Raw genomic sequence first — 17,282 nt, forward strand, 5'->3', positions numbered from 1 at the left:
GTCTTTGTAGGGACTTGGCGAGGCTATTACTAGGTCCATTTGATTGCCGACATTTAAACATGACACATGTATAGGTCAGTCTGCGCCCAACATCATCCGTGATTTCAATATATGACAGACGGCGGCCACAGGCCGCCCTATATCTATGATTAACCGCCGATAGATCCTGCTTCGGCCAGATTAATAACCTACACGCCCTGCCGCTGCAGCCACAGCTCAAACACCGCCAGCTGCCAGATTTTGCTGCCCCAGAGGCGAGTGTGGTGCATCTGCGGCGCCGCCAGCAGCATCTCAACATATTTTCGCTGGAACAGACCGCGCTCGCACGCCACCGATGAATCAAGGATATCGCGCACAAACGTCAGAAACTCTCCCCGCACATACTTCAGCGCCGGCAGCGGGAAATAGCCCTTGGGACGATCGATGACAGAGTCGGGCAACCGCCCCCGGGCAACCGCCTTGAGCGGATACTTGCCAGCCTCACGCAGCTTCAGCTCCGCCGGGCAGGCCGCCACCAGCTCCAGCAGTTGCTGATCAAGAAACGGCACCCGCGCCTCCAGCCCCCAGGCCATGGTCATGTTGTCGACCCGCTTCAGTGGATCATCGACCAGCAGCATAGTCTGATCCATGCGCAGCACCGCCTGCATAAAGTCCTCATCAGCGACGTCTTGTAGATAGTCGCCAATCAGCGCCCGGCTGTGGTCGGCCCCGGCCAGCCACGGAGTGATCAGGCGCAAGTACTCCCCATGATCCCGATCGAAATAGTGGCGGGCAAAACGCGCCACTGGATCACCATGACTATCCGCCACCATCCGCGGATACCATGCATAGCCGCCGAATACCTCGTCTGCCCCCTGCCCCGACTGCACCACCTTGAACTGTTTGGCAACCTGCTCCGCCAGCAGATAGAAGGCCACAGCATCCTGGCCGAACATCGGCTCCGCCATCTGCTCCACTGCCTCCGGCAGACGCCGCAGCACCTCGGCATCAGAGACCAGAAATCGCTGATGGCGGGTGGCGTAGTGCTCCGCCACCGCATCGGAATACTCGAACTCGTTACCCTGCTCCTCCGGCTGATCCTCAAAGCCGATAGTAAAGGTATGCAGATCGCTGGCCCCCGCCTCCCCCAGCAACGCCACCAACAGACTCGAATCGAGGCCACCGGAGAGCAACACTGCCACCGGCACATCAGCCACCTGGCTGCGCCGGCGCACCGCCTGGCGCAGCGCCACCTCGATCACCTCCAGCCACTCGCCCTCACTGCGTGGCACGGCCGGACGATCCACAGGATAGGACCAATAGGCGTGCTGCGGACCGGCGCCCGCCTCACTCACCCGCATCACGTGGCCCGGCGCCAGCTTGCGGATGCCGTTGAAGATGGTGTGGGGCGCCGGCACCACCCCATGCAGGGTGAACTGATAGTGCAACGCCAGTGGATCGATGGAGGTGTCGACGCCACCTGCCACCAGCAGTGCCTGGGTATTGGAGGCGAAACGCAGACCGCGTTGATCGAGCGTATAATAGAACGGCTTGATACCGAGCCGGTCGCGCACCAGAGTCAGCCGGCGCTGCTGCTGATCCCAGATGGCGAAGGCGAACATCCCCTCCAGCCGCTCGATGCAGCCCTCGCCCCAGGCGTGCCACGCCTTTAGGATCACCTCCGTATCGCCAGTAGAGAAAAAGCGGTAGCCCTTGGCGATCAGCATCTCGCGCAGAGCCCGATAGTTGTAGATGGCGCCGTTGAAGACCAGCACCAGCCCGAGCTGCGGATCGAACATCGGCTGGTTGGCCTGCTCGGAGAGGTCGATAATGGCGAGGCGGCGATGGCCAAAGGCGAGCGGACCGTCGCTGAAACGACCGGCGTGGTCAGGACCGCGGCGCGCCAGTCGGACGCTCATGCGCTGGATCACGGCCAGCTCCGCCGGCTCACCATCAAAGCGCAATTCGCCGCAGATACCACACATCGCCGGTCGGCCTACTCGTCGGAACTGGGAGTGCCCCAGCCCCCACCGCCGGGGGTCTCGATGATGAGACGCTGCCCCGCCTCCAGTTTTAGACTGACCTTGCCCGGCAGCTCCTCCCCATCCAGCAGATTGCGCCCTGCCGCCCCAGCACCACCGCCATCGACACCCCAAGGCCCACGTCGGCGTCGCTCAGTGAGCAGTGAGACCTGGGCCGGGGCGAGGAATTCGAACTCCCGCCGCAGTCCGTCACCGCCGCCATGCCGTCCTGCACCACCGGAGCCACGGCGCAGCTCATAACGTCGGATGCGCAGTGGAAAGCGGCCCTCCACCACCTCGATGGGGGTGTTGAGAGTGTTGGTCATATGCGTCTGCATCCCACTCTGACCGGGGCTCCGGCAACCCGCTCCCATGCCACCGCCGATGGTCTCGTAGTAGTCCCAACGGCGGCCCGGCGCATCGCTGCCCATCGCCAGGTTGTTCATGCTGCCGTGGCTGGCGGCCGGGATCAGCTCCGGCACCACCTGGGCCAACGCCCCCAGCACCACATCCACCACCCGGGTGCTGGTCTCCACATTACCCGCCGCCACCGCCGCCGGGCGCTGCGCATTGAGCAGACAACCCATTGGGGCGTTGAGACTGATCGGCCGGAAGGCGCCGGCGCAGGCGGGGATCTGAGGCGGCATCAAGCAGCGGAAGGCGTAGAAGACCGCCGCCGCGGCCACCGAGAGCGGCGCGTTGATGTTACCGGCCACCTGCCCGGCGGTACCGTCGAAACCAACCATCACCCGCCCGCCACGCACCGTCAGACAGACCCGGATCGGGATATCGAGGCTACCCTGACCATCATCGTCCATCAGATCTTCAAAGCGGTAGGCGCCGTCGGGCAGCGCGGCGATGGCATTCAGCGCCAACTTCTCGGCGTAATCGTTGAGCGCCTGCAGGCCGCTCAGGAAGCCCGCTCGCCCCCACTCGCCGATCATCAGACTTAGTCGTTCCACACCACTGCGGTTGGCGCTGATCTGGGCGGCAAAATCACCGGCCGACTCCTGCGGGTTACGGTTCTCCTCGACCAGGCTGCGGTAGAGTCGCTGATTCAGCTCACCGCCGCGCAGCAGATAATCGGGGGGGATCACTCGCCCCTCCTGTTCCAGAGAGCTGGAGAGCGGCATCGAACCGGGGGAGTCGGCGCCGATATCCGCATGATGGGCGCGGTTCACCACAAAGGCAGTCAGCTCACCGTCGACAAAGAGCGGTGCGATCAGGGTCACATCCGGCAGATGGGTGCCGCCAAGATAGGGGTCGTTGAGGACCACCATATCGTCAGCCTGCCACTCCAGACTCGAGACGATTCCGGCCATCGCAAAGGCCATGCTACCGAGGTGGACCGGGATGTGGGCCGCCTGGGCGCAGAGCTCCCCCTGAGCGTCGAACACCGCACAGGAGTAGTCGAGACGGTCGCGGATGTTGGGCGAAAAGGCGGCATTGCGCAGCACCGCCCCCATCTCGTCACAGACCGCCTCCAGACGCGAGGCGAAAATATTCAGTTCAACCGGGTCCATCGACGTTCCCATATTTCCATTTAGAATCAGTATAAAAATAACCTTGCCAGACTCAACCCCTCTGGCTAGAATGGCCAAGTATTTTACTAGGTTTTACCAGTGGTGGGGTCGATCTGTGCCGCACCACGACTCTCAATAAGATCCAAGGAGTACCTGACTGATGGCACACGAACTGCCCGCGCTTCCCTTTGCAATCGACGCCCTTGAGCCTGTGATCTCCCAAGAGACCCTGGAGTTCCACCACGGCAAGCACCACAACACCTACGTCATCAACCTCAACAATCTGATCCCGGGCACCGAGTTCGAAAACGCCTCCCTGGAAGAGATCATCATGAAGTCCGAGGGCGGCGTGTTCAACAATGCCGCTCAGGTCTGGAACCACACCTTCTACTGGAACTGCCTGCGTTCGCCCGGCGATGAGAACGCCCCGACCGGCGCCCTGGCCGATGCAATCAACAGCACCTTCGGCTCCTTCGACGAATTCAAACAGAAGTTCGCCACCTCCGGCGCCACCAACTTCGGCTCCGGCTGGACCTGGCTGGTGCAGAACGAAGACGGCAGCCTGGAGATCTACAACACCTCCAACGCTGGCACCCCGATGACCGCCGGCAAGAAGGCTCTGCTCACCGCCGACGTCTGGGAGCACGCCTACTACATCGACTACCGCAACGCCCGCCCCGCCTACCTGGATGCGTTCTGGAAACTGGTCAACTGGGACTTCGTCGCCAGCAACATGGGCTGATCGACAGCGATCTGAGCCGTGAAGAAGGCCTCCTCACCTCGGTGGGGAGGCCTTTTTTATGGGTGATGATGACGGGCTGCGCTTCACAAAATCCACCCTATTGGGCTAAGGCAGCAACAGCATCCCCATCGATATTTTGCAACCGCGCAAGCTGCTCTCCTCGTCCTGCCAGATCCTTGAGCGCCTGTTTGTAGACCGGGCGCAGTGATTTTTTCAGGTGGCGGCTGACATCTTTGGCCGGGATCTCTTTCAGCACAGCAAAGATTGCCAGGGCGTAGGTTGTCTCTTCCTCTGAAAGAAAGGCGCTGCGCCCCGGGGCGCCACCGCCGCAGCTGCCACAACTGCTGCCTTTGAAGGCGTAGACACTGTTGGCAAACATCAACCCAAATCCCATGAACACCGCCAACAGTTCCGTGAGATGGGGCCACTGCTCTGGCCCGCCCGGCGGGGGCTCTTCAGCGGTGGTGCCAAGATAGTGGGCCAGGGTGTGGGCGAAGCTGGCGATCAGCGCCTCCGGATTGCTAACCTGGTTCGGCTGGTAGAGGACGATGAGTTTTTGATCCTCCGCCACCGCCTTGAGCGGAATACCCCGGGAGCCTCTGATCGCGCCGGCCAGACGCAGGCTGGGCGTTTCCAGTGTCATACAGGCCTGCTGATCCAGCAGTCGACAGGGCCAGTGGGCCATGCCAGCATAGACCTTGACCTGCTCGAAGATCAGCTCTGCCATGCCGTGCAGGCTGTTTTCGCGACCCGGAAAATGTTCATTGGAGGGCACCACCAGGATGCTCTCCTGATGGAAGACCCGCGCATCGAAGTTTCTCAGCGCCCAGGCGTAGGCATCAAACAGCCACTCCGCTGAGGGCTCATCGATAGGCGGGGTCGATTTCAACAGGCCAAACATCACATCGGTTTCCTAATGTTTTGCGACAGGGCAGAACCGACCGGCAAGCACCGGATCAATTATCCCCCATCAGCAGGTCACCCAATCCACCCAGCGCGGAACCTTCGCCTTGGTCTCGCCCACCACCTTGGGGCGCGGCCTCCAGCATCCGGCCAGCCAAGCGCGAGAATGGCAGCGACTGCAGCCAAACCTTGCCAGGCCCCTGCAGGTTGGCGAAGAAGAGGCCTTCGCCGCCAAACAGGGCGGTCTTCACGCCGCCCGCCTGCTGCAGATCGAACTGCACCGAGTCCTGCATCCCCACCAGGCAGCCGGTGTCCACATGCAGCTGTTCACCGGGGGCCAGCTCACGCTCCATTAGGGTGCCGCCGGCCTGGACGAAGACCAGCCCGTCGCCCTCCAGTTTCTGCATGATGAAACCCTCGCCACCGAACAGGCCAGTGAGGATCTTCTTCTGGAAGTGGATGCCGATGGAGACTCCCTTCGCAGCACACAGGAAGCTGTCCTTCTGGCAGATCAGCCGCCCCCCCATGTCGGCCAGGGAGATCGGGATGATAGTGCCGGGAAAGGGTGCGGCGAAGGCGACCTTTGCCTTGCCCGAACCATTGTGGGTGAAGACCGTGGTGAACAGACTCTCGCCGGTGAGCAGACGCTTGCCCGCCCCCAATAGCTTGTCCATGAAGCCACCGCCATCGCTGCCGGAACCGTCGCCAAACAGGGTGGTCATGCCGATGCTAGCGTCCTTGTACATCATCGCCCCCGCCTCGGCCACCGCGCTCTCGCCGGGATCGAGCTCGATCTCGACAAACTGGCTCTCGTGGCCGTGGATCTGATAGTCAATCTCGTCCGCCTTACCCGGCACCAGCGCGGAACCTGCCGGCGGCTGGCCGCTCATCAGCTCTGGGACCTGGTTGATCGGCAGCCACTCCGCCATGCCCTGACGCCAGGCGTGGCCGTTGGGATCGGCCTGGGCGCGGGCGGCGGCCTGCGCGAAATCCATCGGCCCTGTCTGCTGGCCGTTATAGCTGAGATACCACTCTTGAGACATCCTGATACTCCTTCTGTCGTTTAGATTGCAGGCGCCAACGGCGGCACACCCAGTGCCGCATGCACCGCGTTGATCGCATCATCTGTCAGCCCCAGCCGACCAGCCAGGGCGCGCAGATAGGCGGCCTCCTGCGGGGTATCGAGCTGAATCGCCAGCAGCGATGCCGAGTAGATCTGCTGGGCACTGTCAGCGGAGTCGCTCCAGCCAGCCAGCTGTGCGGCGCTCACCGGGTTGTCGATCTCGTGCTCCATGAAGGCCCGTTCTTCCGGATCGAGACCGCTCTGCTCAAGCCTGCCGAAGATGCGTTGGCGTTCATCGGCATCTACCTCACCATCGGCATGGGCGGCGGCGATCATGGCGCGGATCAACACCACCGCCAAGCTTGGCTGGCTCCCATCGGCAGCGGCCGGCGGAGCAGCGGGCGGGGGCGGCGGGGCAGCTGTGGTGGGGGCCACACCAGGCGGAGGGGGTGGCGGCGCAGCGGCCTGCCCAGGCGGGGGCGGCGGGGCTTGGGTCGTGCCGGGTTGGGCCGACGCCTGCCCGGCACCACTCTGGCTGGTAAAATGTTCATAGGCGGCCATCGCGACCCCCAGCACCCCCATCCCCACCGAAGGGATGGCGGACTTTCCGCTGTCACCACCGAGCACACCGCCCAGCAGTCCGCCCAACATCTTCTCTGCATCAAACATGGTTTGCTCTCCTTCCTTTCTGTTCAGACCAGGCAGGTCAGTCGTTTCAGCCTTTGGGTGGCGGTGGCGGCGTTGCTCTCTGCTTCCACCGCTGCAGCAGCGCACCGACGATGACTCCTCCCACCAGCAGCAGTTTGAGCAGCATGCCAACGCTGATCAACACCCCAATGGTAAAAAATGTCAGACCGATAAAGTAGGGCAGATAGCTATCCAGGGTGGTGCCGGGCTCGAGCACCGACTCTTCCGGTGCTTGCGGATTGTAGTGGACCTCAACCAGCTGCTGCGGCTGGTAACGATTGAGTACCCGCTTCGCCTCAGCGGCGCTGCTGGAGCTGGGGCCACCATCAAAGCGGATGCGCGAACCCCGGTAGTGCGCCCCGCCACTTGGTAGCTGTAGTCGATCTGGGCTCGGTAGAGGCGATTGCCGTCACTGTCACGCGCCTGCTCCAGTTCCGCGATCTCGATCCGCCCTGCAACCTGCGGCCAATTGACGCTTGCCTCAGCTTTGTCGAGGATCGGCTTGCCCCACTCAAAGGCGGCGAAATAGCCCGCCAAGGCGCAAATGACGCTGAACACCAGGGTGCCGATCACTCCAGCACGTTGTGTAGCCATAACTTCTCCATCGTTTGGCATAGAAATCGTCAACAATTGTGACGTTTCCTGCCATCACCAGGCATCCACCACCTCCACCTTGCAGGGCGGGCGCCCCTTACTGCAGAATCCGCCACACCGTCATCTGCCAAACGCTGGGATAGTATCATGGCTTCCATTCGCACCTTTATCTCCCTCTTCGGCCTGCTGGCAAGCGGCCTGCTCGCCTCCAGCGCCTATGCCGAGGTTACTTCCGAGAACATTATCTACCTGCAGACCGATGGCAGAAGCTCGCTGTTTCATCGCGCCCTGCGGGGGGATGCCTCAAAGCTCCTCTTTCACGTCACCAAATCGCTGGAGCTGAATGACTTCTACTACATCTACCCTAACAAGCGCGACTGGGACGGCACCTCAGACCCGGCAGTCAACACCCTGGTCTTCAACCAGGGGGAGTATGTGGTGGTCTATCCTGAGCAGTTGAGCGACCAGCTCAGCCTTTCTGACGATGGCATCTACACCTTCACCACCCGCGAGGAGAAACGTGCCGACGGCCACTTCGGCATGTGGTACAAGCCCGGTGATTTCGACAACTTCGTCTACGCCTGGGTGCTGCCCAAAGGCATCGAGCTGATCTCCTATGAAAGCAATCGCGACGGCGAGTGGGTGAAGCGGGAGAACACCATCACCTACTACGGCCACCAGGTGAATGATCTGGTCTTCACCATCCGCTACCGGCTCAGCGACAGCGACCAGGACGGCATTGTCGACAACCTGGACCACTGCCCCAAAACCGCCCCGGGCATCCTGGTCAACAATCTCGGTTGCGCCCTCGACACCGATGGCGACGGCATTGACGACAGCCACGACAAGTGCCGCAATACACCTCAGGGCGCGGTGGTGGACACCGACGGCTGCCGCCTCGACAACGATGGCGATCTGATCCCAGACACACTCGACCGCTGCCCGGCCACCCCCCAGGGCGCGCAAGTGAAGCCGAACGGTTGTGAGGTGGACAGCGACAACGACGGCGTGGTCAACAGCCAGGACGACTGCCCAGCCACCCCGAGCGAACTCAGCGTCGATCTCAGAGGTTGCGAGACCGATCGGGATCAGGATCAGGTGGTGGATCATCTCGATCAGTGCCCCAACACCCCTGCCAGCGCCCGGGTCGACAGCCACGGCTGCGAAACAGACCAGGATGGGGACAGCGTGATCGACCGCCTCGATCAATGCCCGAACACGGCCGCCGGCAGAGAGGTCACCCCCGACGGCTGTGAACGCATATTGCCGCCCCAGGTGCCGATCATGATTGACACCGACAAGGATGGCGTGGCCGACGAGCCTGACCAGTGTCCGGGCACCGGCGCCGGTTTTATGGTCGACAATAGAGGTTGCGAGCTGGATCAGGATAGTGACGCAGTTATCGACCGACTTGATCAGTGTCCGGGTACTCCCGCCGAGGCCAGGGTCGATAACAAAGGCTGCGAGACTGATCTGGATGGTGATCAGGTGGTCGACCGGCTCGATCAATGCCCCAACACACCGGCCGACAAAGAGGTCAGCCGCGACGGCTGTGAGATCGTTGTAGCGGACTGCCCCGAAATTGCAGAGCCGATCACTCCCATCCCAGCATCGACTCTCGACAGTGATCAGGATGGCATCTTCGATGACGCCGATCTCTGCCCCAACACGGCGGCAGGCAAGGAGGTGGACACCACCGGCTGCAGTCCAGCCGAGGTCATCACCCTGCACGGCGTCAACTTCAAGACCGATTCAGACCAGCTCACCCAGGGTTCGGTCTCCATCCTGGACAAGGTGGCCAGAACCCTGATTCACCATCAGGGGCTTCGATTGATGGTGGCGGGACACACCGACAGCCGCGGCGATGCGGCATACAACAAAGACCTCTCCCATCGTCGCGCTATCACTGTGATGCACTATCTCAGCGACAATGGGGTCGCCGCTGAGCGCCTCTCGGCGGAAGGGTTTGGTGAAGAACAGCCGATCTCCGACAACGAATCCCTCGAGGGACAAACCATGAACCGCCGCGTGGAACTGATCCGCATGAACTGAGACGACGCGACGCCGGCACAAATCGGCGTCGCCCGTTCACATCAACCACTCATCCTTGATGGTGACACAACAGCTCGGGCATGTTTTCACCGGACTTTGCCAAGTGCTCCAGGCTATCCAACACATCAAGGCTGGCCTGTTCCATCTGCTGCATCGCCTCGACGCATCGATCAAAATCCTGTGCATGGAAAGTGTTGACCGCCATCTTGCCTGCCTCATGCACCCGAATGTGAGGTTTCTCAATCTCCTTGTAACCATCCAGCTTGGAGAAGCAGCTGACCCCCTCGCCCTGGTAGTACCAGTGTCCCAGACGGCAATCCGTATGGCTGGAGAACGCCTCTGCCGGCTTCTCTAGCTGCCCCATCAGCACCATGTAGACCTGAACCTTGAAAACCAGATGGTCGATCTTCGCCACCTCAACAAAGCTGCGCAGCGATCCGGAAGAGACCGCCTGCTCCATCTGCCGCGAGAGGCCGATAATGCTATTCATACCATCGACCAAGGTGCCGCCGATCTGCGCCAGTTTCTGTGACTCATTGGCGATCTGGCGCATGCGCTTCTCCGCATCCGATGAGCTGCTCTGAATCTGACTCACCTCACTGGCGATCTCTTTGGTGGCCTCACCGGTCTTGTGCGACAGACTGCGCACCTCATCGGCAACCACCGCAAAACCACGCCCTTGATCCCCCGCCCGCGCCGCCTCGATCGCCGCATTCAACGCCAACAGATTGGTCTGCTCGGAGATTCCATTGATCAGGCCGACGATATTGCCGATGGCATCGGTGCGGCTATTGAGCTGCTCCATGTAGGAGACTGCATCACTCAACTCGCTGGAGATTGAACTGAGGTTATCAGCCATCTTCGAGGATTTATGCCGCGCCACCTCCGATTCAGTGGAAGAGACCACCGCCGTCTCCTTCTCACTGCTGAGCAGCTTGGCCATATCCCCCATTGTCTCCTGCATCAAGTCGAGGCTCTTGCCGAAGTGCTCAAAGCTGGCAAAGATGCTGGTCGCCAGCATCTGCTGCTGTTTAAGGCGCTGCACCTCTGCCTGGTAGTGGTCACGCTCCTGCTGCAGGGTATGCTGTTGTTCCGACAACTCGGCAAGCTGCTGTTCTAGCACTTCAATCCGCTGTTCAGCATCGCCCAATGCACGTTTTGTTTTGCCACATAGGAACATCGCAACCCCCTTAGACATCAAAAACAGATCCCCAAGCAAGCAATCGACAGTCGGGGGAAAAACATGAGGTTTCTGCCGTGTGGCCGATTAAAAACCGCTGTATTTGCCCATCACCGCCAACACGGTGACCAGCAGACCCAATATCAGATTGATACCGATCAGACGGCGGATCAGCGCCATCGCCCCCCCCGCTTTGGGTAACTCCCCCGCCGAAAGCGCCTGCCCCATCAGCTGGTAGGGCCGCGCATAGATAAAGATGAAGATCACCGCCATCAAGGTGCCGATCAGCGTCATCGCCCAAACAGAGGCCTTCGCCTCACCATTAAAAGGCACAAACAGCAGCCAGAAACCGCTGGCGAGAATCGATAACACAGCGCCCCACACCCAGGGGAAAAAACCGTCAAAGACCTGCTTCATCAACGGCAACCGCTGGGGTGGTTCAAGCAGCGCATTGGCCGCCGGACGCAGCGCCATATGGGCAAAAAACATACCGCCTACCCAGACAATCGCAGCAAGCAGATGGAGCGTCAGCGCAAGGGACATGGGTATCTCCTGATCAAATGATGAAAAAGCTGAACCTGCGGTGCATTCTGCCCAATGCGGCAGATAAATCTACACTGCCCGATGTGAGTTTGCGCCAAACGACATACATAGGTAAACTAATCGATTTTCCGGCCAAACAGCGGCGGATGTTGGTGAGAATGGCGTCCATCAGGATGCCTTTTTTATTTTACAGGATGGATTCATGGCTGACTCATTGATGGCAACCTACGCACGGCTACCGGTAACCTTCGAGCGGGGCGAAGGCGCCTGGCTGTGGGATACTGATGGCCGGCGCTATCTGGACGCGGTGAGCGGCATCGCCGTCTGCAATCTTGGCCACGCCCACCCGGCGGTGCGTCAGGCCCTGTGCGAACAGGCGGGCGAACTGATCCACACCTCGAACCTCTACGGCATCCAGCAGCAGCAGCGGCTGGGTGACCTGCTCACCCAGCTCTCTGGCATGCAGCGGGTATTCTTCGCCAACTCCGGCGCCGAAGCCAACGAGGCCGCGATCAAGATCGCCCGGCTTCACGGCCATAACAAAGACATCACCACACCACAGATCATCGTCGCCGAAGGCAGCTTCCACGGCCGCACCCTGGCAACTCTCTCCGCCACCGGCAACCGCAAGGTGCAGGCGGGTTTTGAGCCGCTGGTGCAGGGCTTCATCCGGGTCCCGTTTGGCGACGCCGCGGCAATCGCCCAGGTCGCCGCCAACAACCAGGACGTAGTGGCAGTTCTGTTGGAACCGGTACAGGGTGAAGGCGGCGTGAATATCCCCGCCCCCGACTACCTCAACCAAGTGCGCGAGATCTGCGACCAGCAGGGCTGGCTGATGATGCTCGACGAGATCCAGACCGGCATGGGCCGCACCGGCAAGCTGTTCGCACATCAACACAACGGCATCCTGCCCGACGTAATGACTCTTGCCAAAGGCCTCGGCAACGGCGTACCGATCGGCGCCTGCCTGGCACAGGGGATGGCTGCCGAGGTTCTCGGGCCGGGCACCCACGGCTCCACCTTCGGCGGCAACCCGCTCGCCTGCCGAGTAGCATGCTGCGTGGTAGAGACAATGCGGGCGGAAGCGATCCCGGAACGCGCCGCAGCTCTCAGCGAGCGCATGCTCGCCGCCTTCAAACAACAGCTGGACGACCTCGATGGCGTAATGGATATCCGCGCTGCCGGCCTGCTGCTGGGCATCGAGCTCGATCGGCCCTGTGGCGAACTGGTCAGCAAGGCCCTGCAACAGGGACTGCTGATCAACGTCGCGGCCGAGCGCGTGATCCGGCTGATCCCACCGCTGATCATCAGCGATGCGGAGGCGGACCAGATCATCTCAGGCGTTAGTGCACTGATTCACGATTTTCTCTGAGCATTCCCTTGAGGAAGCAGACATGAACGACACTCAACCCAGGCACTTCCTCTCCCTGCTTGATCTCAGCAGTCAGGAGCTGATCGACCTGATCGACCGCGCCATCGAGCTCAAACGCATGACTCATGCCAGCGAGATCTATGCCCCGTTAATACAAAAAAACCTGGGCATGGTGTTTGAGAAATCCTCCACCCGCACCCGCATCTCGTTTGAGGTCGGCATGGCCCAGCTCGGTGGACACGCACTGTTCCTCTCGCCCCGCGATACTCAACTGGGGCGCGGCGAACCAATCGAGGACAGCGCGCGGGTGATGTCTCGTATGGTCGATATCATCATGATCCGCACCTTCGAGCAGGAGAAAATTGAGCGTTTTGCCGAATACTCTCAGGTGCCGGTAATCAATGCGCTCACTGATCTCTATCACCCCTGCCAGCTGCTCGCGGATATGCAGACCTATGTGGAGCATCGCGGCTCGATCCAAGGCAAAACCGTGGCCTGGATCGGCGACGGCAATAATATGTGCCACTCCTACATCAACGCGGCGCGCCAGTTCGATTTTCAGCTCAGCATCGCCTGCCCGGAAGGCTATGACCCTGACAATCAGATCCTTACCGCAGCGGGCGATCGTTGCCAAGTGACTCGCGATCCGATGGCTGCAGCCAAGGCCGCCGACCTGGTCGTCACCGACGTCTGGGCCAGCATGGGTCAGGAGGAGGAACAGCAGCAGCGGGAGAAGGCCTTCTCCGATTTCAAGGTTGATGAGGCGATGATGGCCATCGCAAATCCGGACGCACTATTCATGCACTGCCTGCCAGCTCATCGCGGCGAAGAGGTTAGCGCTGCAGTCATCGATGCTCCCGACAGCGTCGTCTGGGATGAAGCAGAGAACCGCCTTCACTCGCAAAAGGCTTTACTCGAATTCCTGCTGCTTAGCAAACAAAAATAGCCACCTTTTTAGCGACTCGAAACAGAAAAACGTGGGAATGATCAGAAATTCTTCTGAGAAAAACTGCGACAATACATCTCTTTCAGGACCACCACTTAACGGAATACTGTGATGCGGCTCCCCTTCCAATTAAGCATTGCTCTGCTTCTGCTGGCCCTCCCCCTGCTGGCCCAGGCAAAGCCCGCCTATATCACCGACACTTTTAAGGTGACCATGCGTTCCGGCGAAAGCTCAACCCATCGCATTCTGCGCATGTTGAATAGTGGTGATCAGATCGATCTGCTCTCTACCAACTCAGAGAGCGGTTACTCCAAGATCCGCACCGCCAGCGGCTTGGAGGGATATGTACTGAGTCGCCAGCTGATGAGCCAGCCGAGCGCCCGCAACCAGCTCAAGACCTTGCAGCAACGCGTTCATGAGCTCGAATCTGCCCCCGCTGAATTGAGCGGCAAACTCGCCCGGTTGCAGCGACAACACGACAGCCTGCTGCAGGAACACAAGGCCCTGCAACAGACCAGAAATCAGCTCAATCAGGAGCTGCAGAGCATCCAGCGCACTGCCTCAAACGCCATCCGCATCTCCAACGAACGCAACGACCTGCGCAAGCAGGTTGCTGACCTGACCCGCAACGTCGCCGACCTGAGGCAGCAGAACCGGGATCTCAGCAACGAGTCGAACCGCGACTGGTTTCTTATCGGCGCAGCCGTCGTGATTGCTGGAATTCTGATCGGCCTGCTGCTGCCCCACCTCCGCTTCCAGCGCCGTCGCAACAACTGGGGCGCGCTTTAAACAGAGGCCGGTCGCCAGCAAATGCACAGCCATTGCTATAGTTTCCGGACGATCGATCAGATTGTGATACTAGAGTGTGATGTGGAGTGAGGCCGCCCCCCCGCCATCTGGCAGATTGAGAAGCTCCAGACGCATCCCGTCGGCACGCGGATGGACCTGCAGACGAAGTGCTGCGGCAGAAGAGTGGACAGCCCTTTGCTGTGACTGAAACAGTAGACCCACCGCATCACCTTGCTGTGCAGCCCGCCGCAGTTGCTGGCCCTGCAAAAGGCTCAGCGTCTCCGGCCAGGCAAGTACCGCGCTGCAGGTGCCCGATGCCAGCGCCTGCTCCAGCGCCCAAAGTTTCCCAGCAGAATCCGGTGGATGCACCAGCAAGACCCGTGACAGGTCTACGCCCCAGGCCTGCAACGCCAACGCATCGGGAATCGACGGCGGCGCGATCCAGGCGATCCAGCGCGACTCCACACTGAGGCGGGCTAGCAGCGGTATCACTAGGTTAAGACAAGCTAGCCCCTCCGCATCGCAGTGGATCTCGCTCAGATCACCTCGCGGCCAGCCTCCCACCAGTTCATCCAGCGCATCAAAGCCAGTGGCCAGCACCGCTGCCGAATCGTCTTTGCTCTGCCCTCCATGCCAGAAATCTTGTTGTTCGTATAACAGCTGCTCCAGTTCCATCCCCACCTCTAGCGAAACTTGAATGGAGCACCTAATCCCTGGCGCAAAACACCGACCCCAAGCCCCTCAATTGTCAGGGACTGCTCGCGCAGGTCGACCCGAATTGGTTCAAAATCATCATTCTCCGGCAGCAGTACCACCAAGTGACTACTGCGCTCATCGCGGAAGAAGCGTTTCACCGTCACCTCATCCTCAATCCTTGCCACCACGATCTGACCATTGCGTACATCCTGGGAGCAGTGCACTGCCAGCAGGTCACCATCCATGATGCCGATATCTTTCATACTCATGCCCTGCACCCGCAGCAGATAGTCCGCACGTGGCTGGAACAGATCAGGAGAAAAGTCATAGCGCTCTTCGATATGCTCCTGCGCCAGAATCGGTTGACCCGCAGCAACTTGCCCCACCACTGGCAGGCCCGCTTCAGGCTTTTCGCTCTCCAGCAGACGGATGCCGCGGGAGGTGCCCTTCAACAGCTCGATAGCACCCTTTTTCGCCAGCGCGCGCAGGTGTTCCTCTGCCGAATTTACCGAACGAAACCCCAGAGCTTCGGCAATCTCGGCACGAGTCGGGGGAAAGCCTGTGTCGGCCAGATGGCTGCGAATCAGTTCCAGAATCTGCGTTTGGCGAGGAGTCAGTTTCATCGGCTCGGTCCGGTCACATCACGAATACTGTAATTATATACAGTATCCATTGCTCTGCAAGCCGACTACCTCTGTGCCAGAATGATTCAAATCCCAGCGGATCTGTCCTGTGTCGATATTCAGCAAAACAGCGTCTCTTTTTCTGCCGCTTTTTTTACTCTGCGTTCCCCACCTGTCGGCCAGGGAGGCAAACGGACTTTCTGCCCTGCAGCCGGCCAACCAGCCTTTCACTGATGATCTGCCGGCGATGCAGCAACGCACCGCCATCCGCGTCCTAGTCAACCACAACCGCACTAATTTTTTCCTGCACGACGGACGCCACCAAGGCTTTGAATTCGAACTGATGGAGCAGTACCGCAAACACCTCAATCAGGAGAAGAAAAACAACCAGATCGCGACCAGCTTTATCTACATCCCACTCCCTTTCGAGCAGCTGCTGCCAGCGCTGATCGAGGGACGCGGTGATGTCGTTGCCGCCGGTATGACGATCACACCACAGCGCCGTCAACTGGTCGATTTCACCGCGCCCTACCTGCCCAATGTGCAGGAGATTCTGGTCGCTTCAGACAAGGCGAAACCGGTTGATAAGTTAGAGGATCTGGCCGGGCAGCGGGTTCACCTACTGCGAGGCAGCAGCTATGTCGATCATCTGCGAGCGCTAAACCAACATTTCAAACAGGCTCATATCGAACCGATCAAACTGGTTGAGGTTGACTCGCATCTGCAGACGGAAGACCTGCTCGAGATGCTCAGTGCCAAGGTGATCGACTACACGTTTGCCGACGACCACATCGCCACCATCTGGGCAAAACTGCTGCCCAACCTGGTGCTGCACCGCACGCTGCAGATCCACAGTGGCGGGAAGATCGCCTGGGCTGTACGCAAAGAAAACCCGAAACTGCGCGCCAGCCTGAACGATTTTATCGGCAAGATCAAAAAGGGCACCCTGCTCGGCAACATGCTGTTTCAACGGTACTATCGCAACACTCGCTGGATCAAAAACCCGCTGCAACCGGGCGAGCAGGACAAGCTGATGCGGGTGCGCGGTCTGATGGAGAAGTACGCCACACAGTACCACTTCGACTGGCTCACCATCGCCGCCCAGGCCTATCAGGAGTCAGGGCTCGAGCAGAGCAAACGCAACCCCTCGGGGGCGTTGGGCATCATGCAGATCCGACCGACCACCGCTGCCGACACGATGGTCGCAATCACAAGCATCGACCAGCTGGAGAACAATATCCATGCCGGCGTGAAGTACCTGGCCTGGATCCGGGATCGCTACTTCAGCGATGCCGAGATCCTGCCGCAGGATCGACTCTTCTTCAGTCTCGCCGCCTACAACGCCGGCCCAGCCAAGGTGCGACGCATGCGCGACAAAGCCAAGGCGATGGGTCTCGACCCGAACCGCTGGTTCGGCAACGTGGAGCAAGCAGCGTTGCACCTGGTCGGACAGGAAACGGTGCGATATGTGCGCAACATCCTCAAATACTACACCGCCTACCGGCTTGCATTTGCCCTGCAGGATGCCTCACAGGCAGCCATAAAAGAACAGACTTCTGTCAAATAACA

General features: G+C 60.2%; 16 protein-coding genes and 1 pseudogene. 6 read left to right on the top strand and 11 right to left on the bottom strand.

Going from position 1 to position 17,282, the window contains the following annotated elements; all coding sequences use genetic code 11:
• Nucleotides 1-188: 188 nt before the first annotated feature.
• Both Ga0074115_RS04235 and Ga0074115_RS04240 read right to left on the bottom strand, forming a co-directional pair.
• Nucleotides 189-1,964, bottom strand: coding sequence for an N-acetylglutaminylglutamine amidotransferase (locus tag Ga0074115_RS04235; protein WP_057956619.1), 1,776 nt, complete (start codon nt 1,962-1,964; stop codon nt 189-191).
• Nucleotides 1,965-1,975: 11 nt separating this feature from the next.
• Complete coding sequence (locus Ga0074115_RS04240; protein WP_060528246.1) at nt 1,976-3,523, bottom strand: hydantoinase B/oxoprolinase family protein; 1,548 nt, start codon at nt 3,521-3,523, stop codon at nt 1,976-1,978.
• Between the two features lie 160 nt (nt 3,524-3,683).
• On the opposite strand from Ga0074115_RS04240, the gene Ga0074115_RS04245 reads away from it, so the two are divergent.
• Nucleotides 3,684-4,265 (top strand): superoxide dismutase, encoded by a 582-nt coding sequence (locus Ga0074115_RS04245; RefSeq protein WP_057956617.1) that lies wholly within the window; start codon nt 3,684-3,686, stop codon nt 4,263-4,265.
• Nucleotides 4,266-4,362: 97 nt separating this feature from the next.
• Here Ga0074115_RS04245 and Ga0074115_RS04250 read toward each other — a convergent pair whose 3' ends face one another.
• The 5 genes and pseudogenes from Ga0074115_RS04250 to Ga0074115_RS17310 form a co-directional block, all read right to left on the bottom strand.
• Nucleotides 4,363-5,166, bottom strand: a complete 804-nt coding sequence (locus Ga0074115_RS04250) for a hypothetical protein (RefSeq protein WP_057956616.1) — start codon at nt 5,164-5,166, stop codon at nt 4,363-4,365.
• A gap of 55 nt (nt 5,167-5,221) precedes the next feature.
• Nucleotides 5,222-6,211 (bottom strand): TIGR00266 family protein, encoded by a 990-nt coding sequence (locus Ga0074115_RS04255; RefSeq protein WP_060528247.1) that lies wholly within the window; start codon nt 6,209-6,211, stop codon nt 5,222-5,224.
• A 20-nt stretch (nt 6,212-6,231) separates the two neighbouring features.
• Nucleotides 6,232-6,900 (bottom strand): tellurite resistance TerB family protein, encoded by a 669-nt coding sequence (locus tag Ga0074115_RS15680; protein WP_232432901.1) that lies wholly within the window; start codon nt 6,898-6,900, stop codon nt 6,232-6,234.
• A 46-nt stretch (nt 6,901-6,946) separates the two neighbouring features.
• Complete coding sequence (locus Ga0074115_RS16585) at nt 6,947-7,135, bottom strand: hypothetical protein (RefSeq protein ID WP_456300624.1); 189 nt, start codon at nt 7,133-7,135, stop codon at nt 6,947-6,949.
• Between the two features lie 42 nt (nt 7,136-7,177).
• A pseudogene (locus Ga0074115_RS17310) lies at nt 7,178-7,255 on the bottom strand (DUF3592 domain-containing protein); the annotation flags it as partial.
• A gap of 404 nt (nt 7,256-7,659) precedes the next feature.
• On the opposite strand from Ga0074115_RS17310, the gene Ga0074115_RS04270 reads away from it, so the two are divergent.
• Nucleotides 7,660-9,564, top strand: coding sequence for a thrombospondin type 3 repeat-containing protein (locus Ga0074115_RS04270; protein ID WP_057956615.1), 1,905 nt, complete (start codon nt 7,660-7,662; stop codon nt 9,562-9,564).
• Between the two features lie 49 nt (nt 9,565-9,613).
• Here Ga0074115_RS04270 and Ga0074115_RS04275 read toward each other — a convergent pair whose 3' ends face one another.
• Complete coding sequence (locus Ga0074115_RS04275; protein ID WP_232432902.1) at nt 9,614-10,762, bottom strand: methyl-accepting chemotaxis protein; 1,149 nt, start codon at nt 10,760-10,762, stop codon at nt 9,614-9,616.
• Nucleotides 10,763-10,831: 69 nt separating this feature from the next.
• Nucleotides 10,832-11,287: a hypothetical protein gene (locus tag Ga0074115_RS04280; RefSeq protein WP_057956613.1), complete on the bottom strand. Its 456-nt coding sequence runs from the start codon at nt 11,285-11,287 to the stop codon at nt 10,832-10,834.
• 202 nt (nt 11,288-11,489) lie between these two features.
• Here Ga0074115_RS04280 and Ga0074115_RS04285 point away from each other — a divergent pair, with 202 nt between their 5' ends.
• The 3 genes from Ga0074115_RS04285 (at nt 11,490) to Ga0074115_RS04295 (ending at nt 14,394) form a co-directional block, all read left to right on the top strand.
• Nucleotides 11,490-12,659 carry an aspartate aminotransferase family protein gene (locus Ga0074115_RS04285; RefSeq protein ID WP_057956612.1) on the top strand — a complete coding sequence of 390 codons (1,170 nt, stop codon included), beginning with the start codon at nt 11,490-11,492 and terminating at the stop codon, nt 12,657-12,659.
• A gap of 22 nt (nt 12,660-12,681) precedes the next feature.
• On the top strand, nt 12,682-13,605 hold the full coding sequence (argF, locus tag Ga0074115_RS04290) for an ornithine carbamoyltransferase (protein ID WP_057956611.1): 924 nt from the start codon (nt 12,682-12,684) through the stop codon (nt 13,603-13,605).
• A 111-nt stretch (nt 13,606-13,716) separates the two neighbouring features.
• Nucleotides 13,717-14,394: a TIGR04211 family SH3 domain-containing protein gene (locus tag Ga0074115_RS04295; protein ID WP_057956610.1), complete on the top strand. Its 678-nt coding sequence runs from the start codon at nt 13,717-13,719 to the stop codon at nt 14,392-14,394.
• A 69-nt stretch (nt 14,395-14,463) separates the two neighbouring features.
• Here Ga0074115_RS04295 and imuA read toward each other — a convergent pair whose 3' ends face one another.
• Nucleotides 14,464-15,069, bottom strand: a complete 606-nt coding sequence (gene imuA / locus Ga0074115_RS04300; protein ID WP_057956609.1) for a translesion DNA synthesis-associated protein ImuA — start codon at nt 15,067-15,069, stop codon at nt 14,464-14,466.
• An 8-nt stretch (nt 15,070-15,077) separates the two neighbouring features.
• Nucleotides 15,078-15,713: a transcriptional repressor LexA gene (gene lexA / locus Ga0074115_RS04305; protein ID WP_057956608.1), complete on the bottom strand. Its 636-nt coding sequence runs from the start codon at nt 15,711-15,713 to the stop codon at nt 15,078-15,080.
• Nucleotides 15,714-15,960: 247 nt separating this feature from the next.
• Here lexA and Ga0074115_RS04310 point away from each other — a divergent pair, with 247 nt between their 5' ends.
• A complete protein-coding gene (locus tag Ga0074115_RS04310) occupies nt 15,961-17,280 on the top strand; it encodes an MltF family protein (protein WP_232432903.1) in 1,320 nt (439 codons plus the stop codon).
• The last annotated feature ends 2 nt before the right edge of the window (nt 17,281-17,282 follow it).

This window comes from endosymbiont of Ridgeia piscesae (assembly GCF_001443665.1).
Taxonomy (GTDB): Bacteria; Pseudomonadota; Gammaproteobacteria; order Chromatiales; family Chromatiaceae; genus Endoriftia; species Endoriftia persephonae.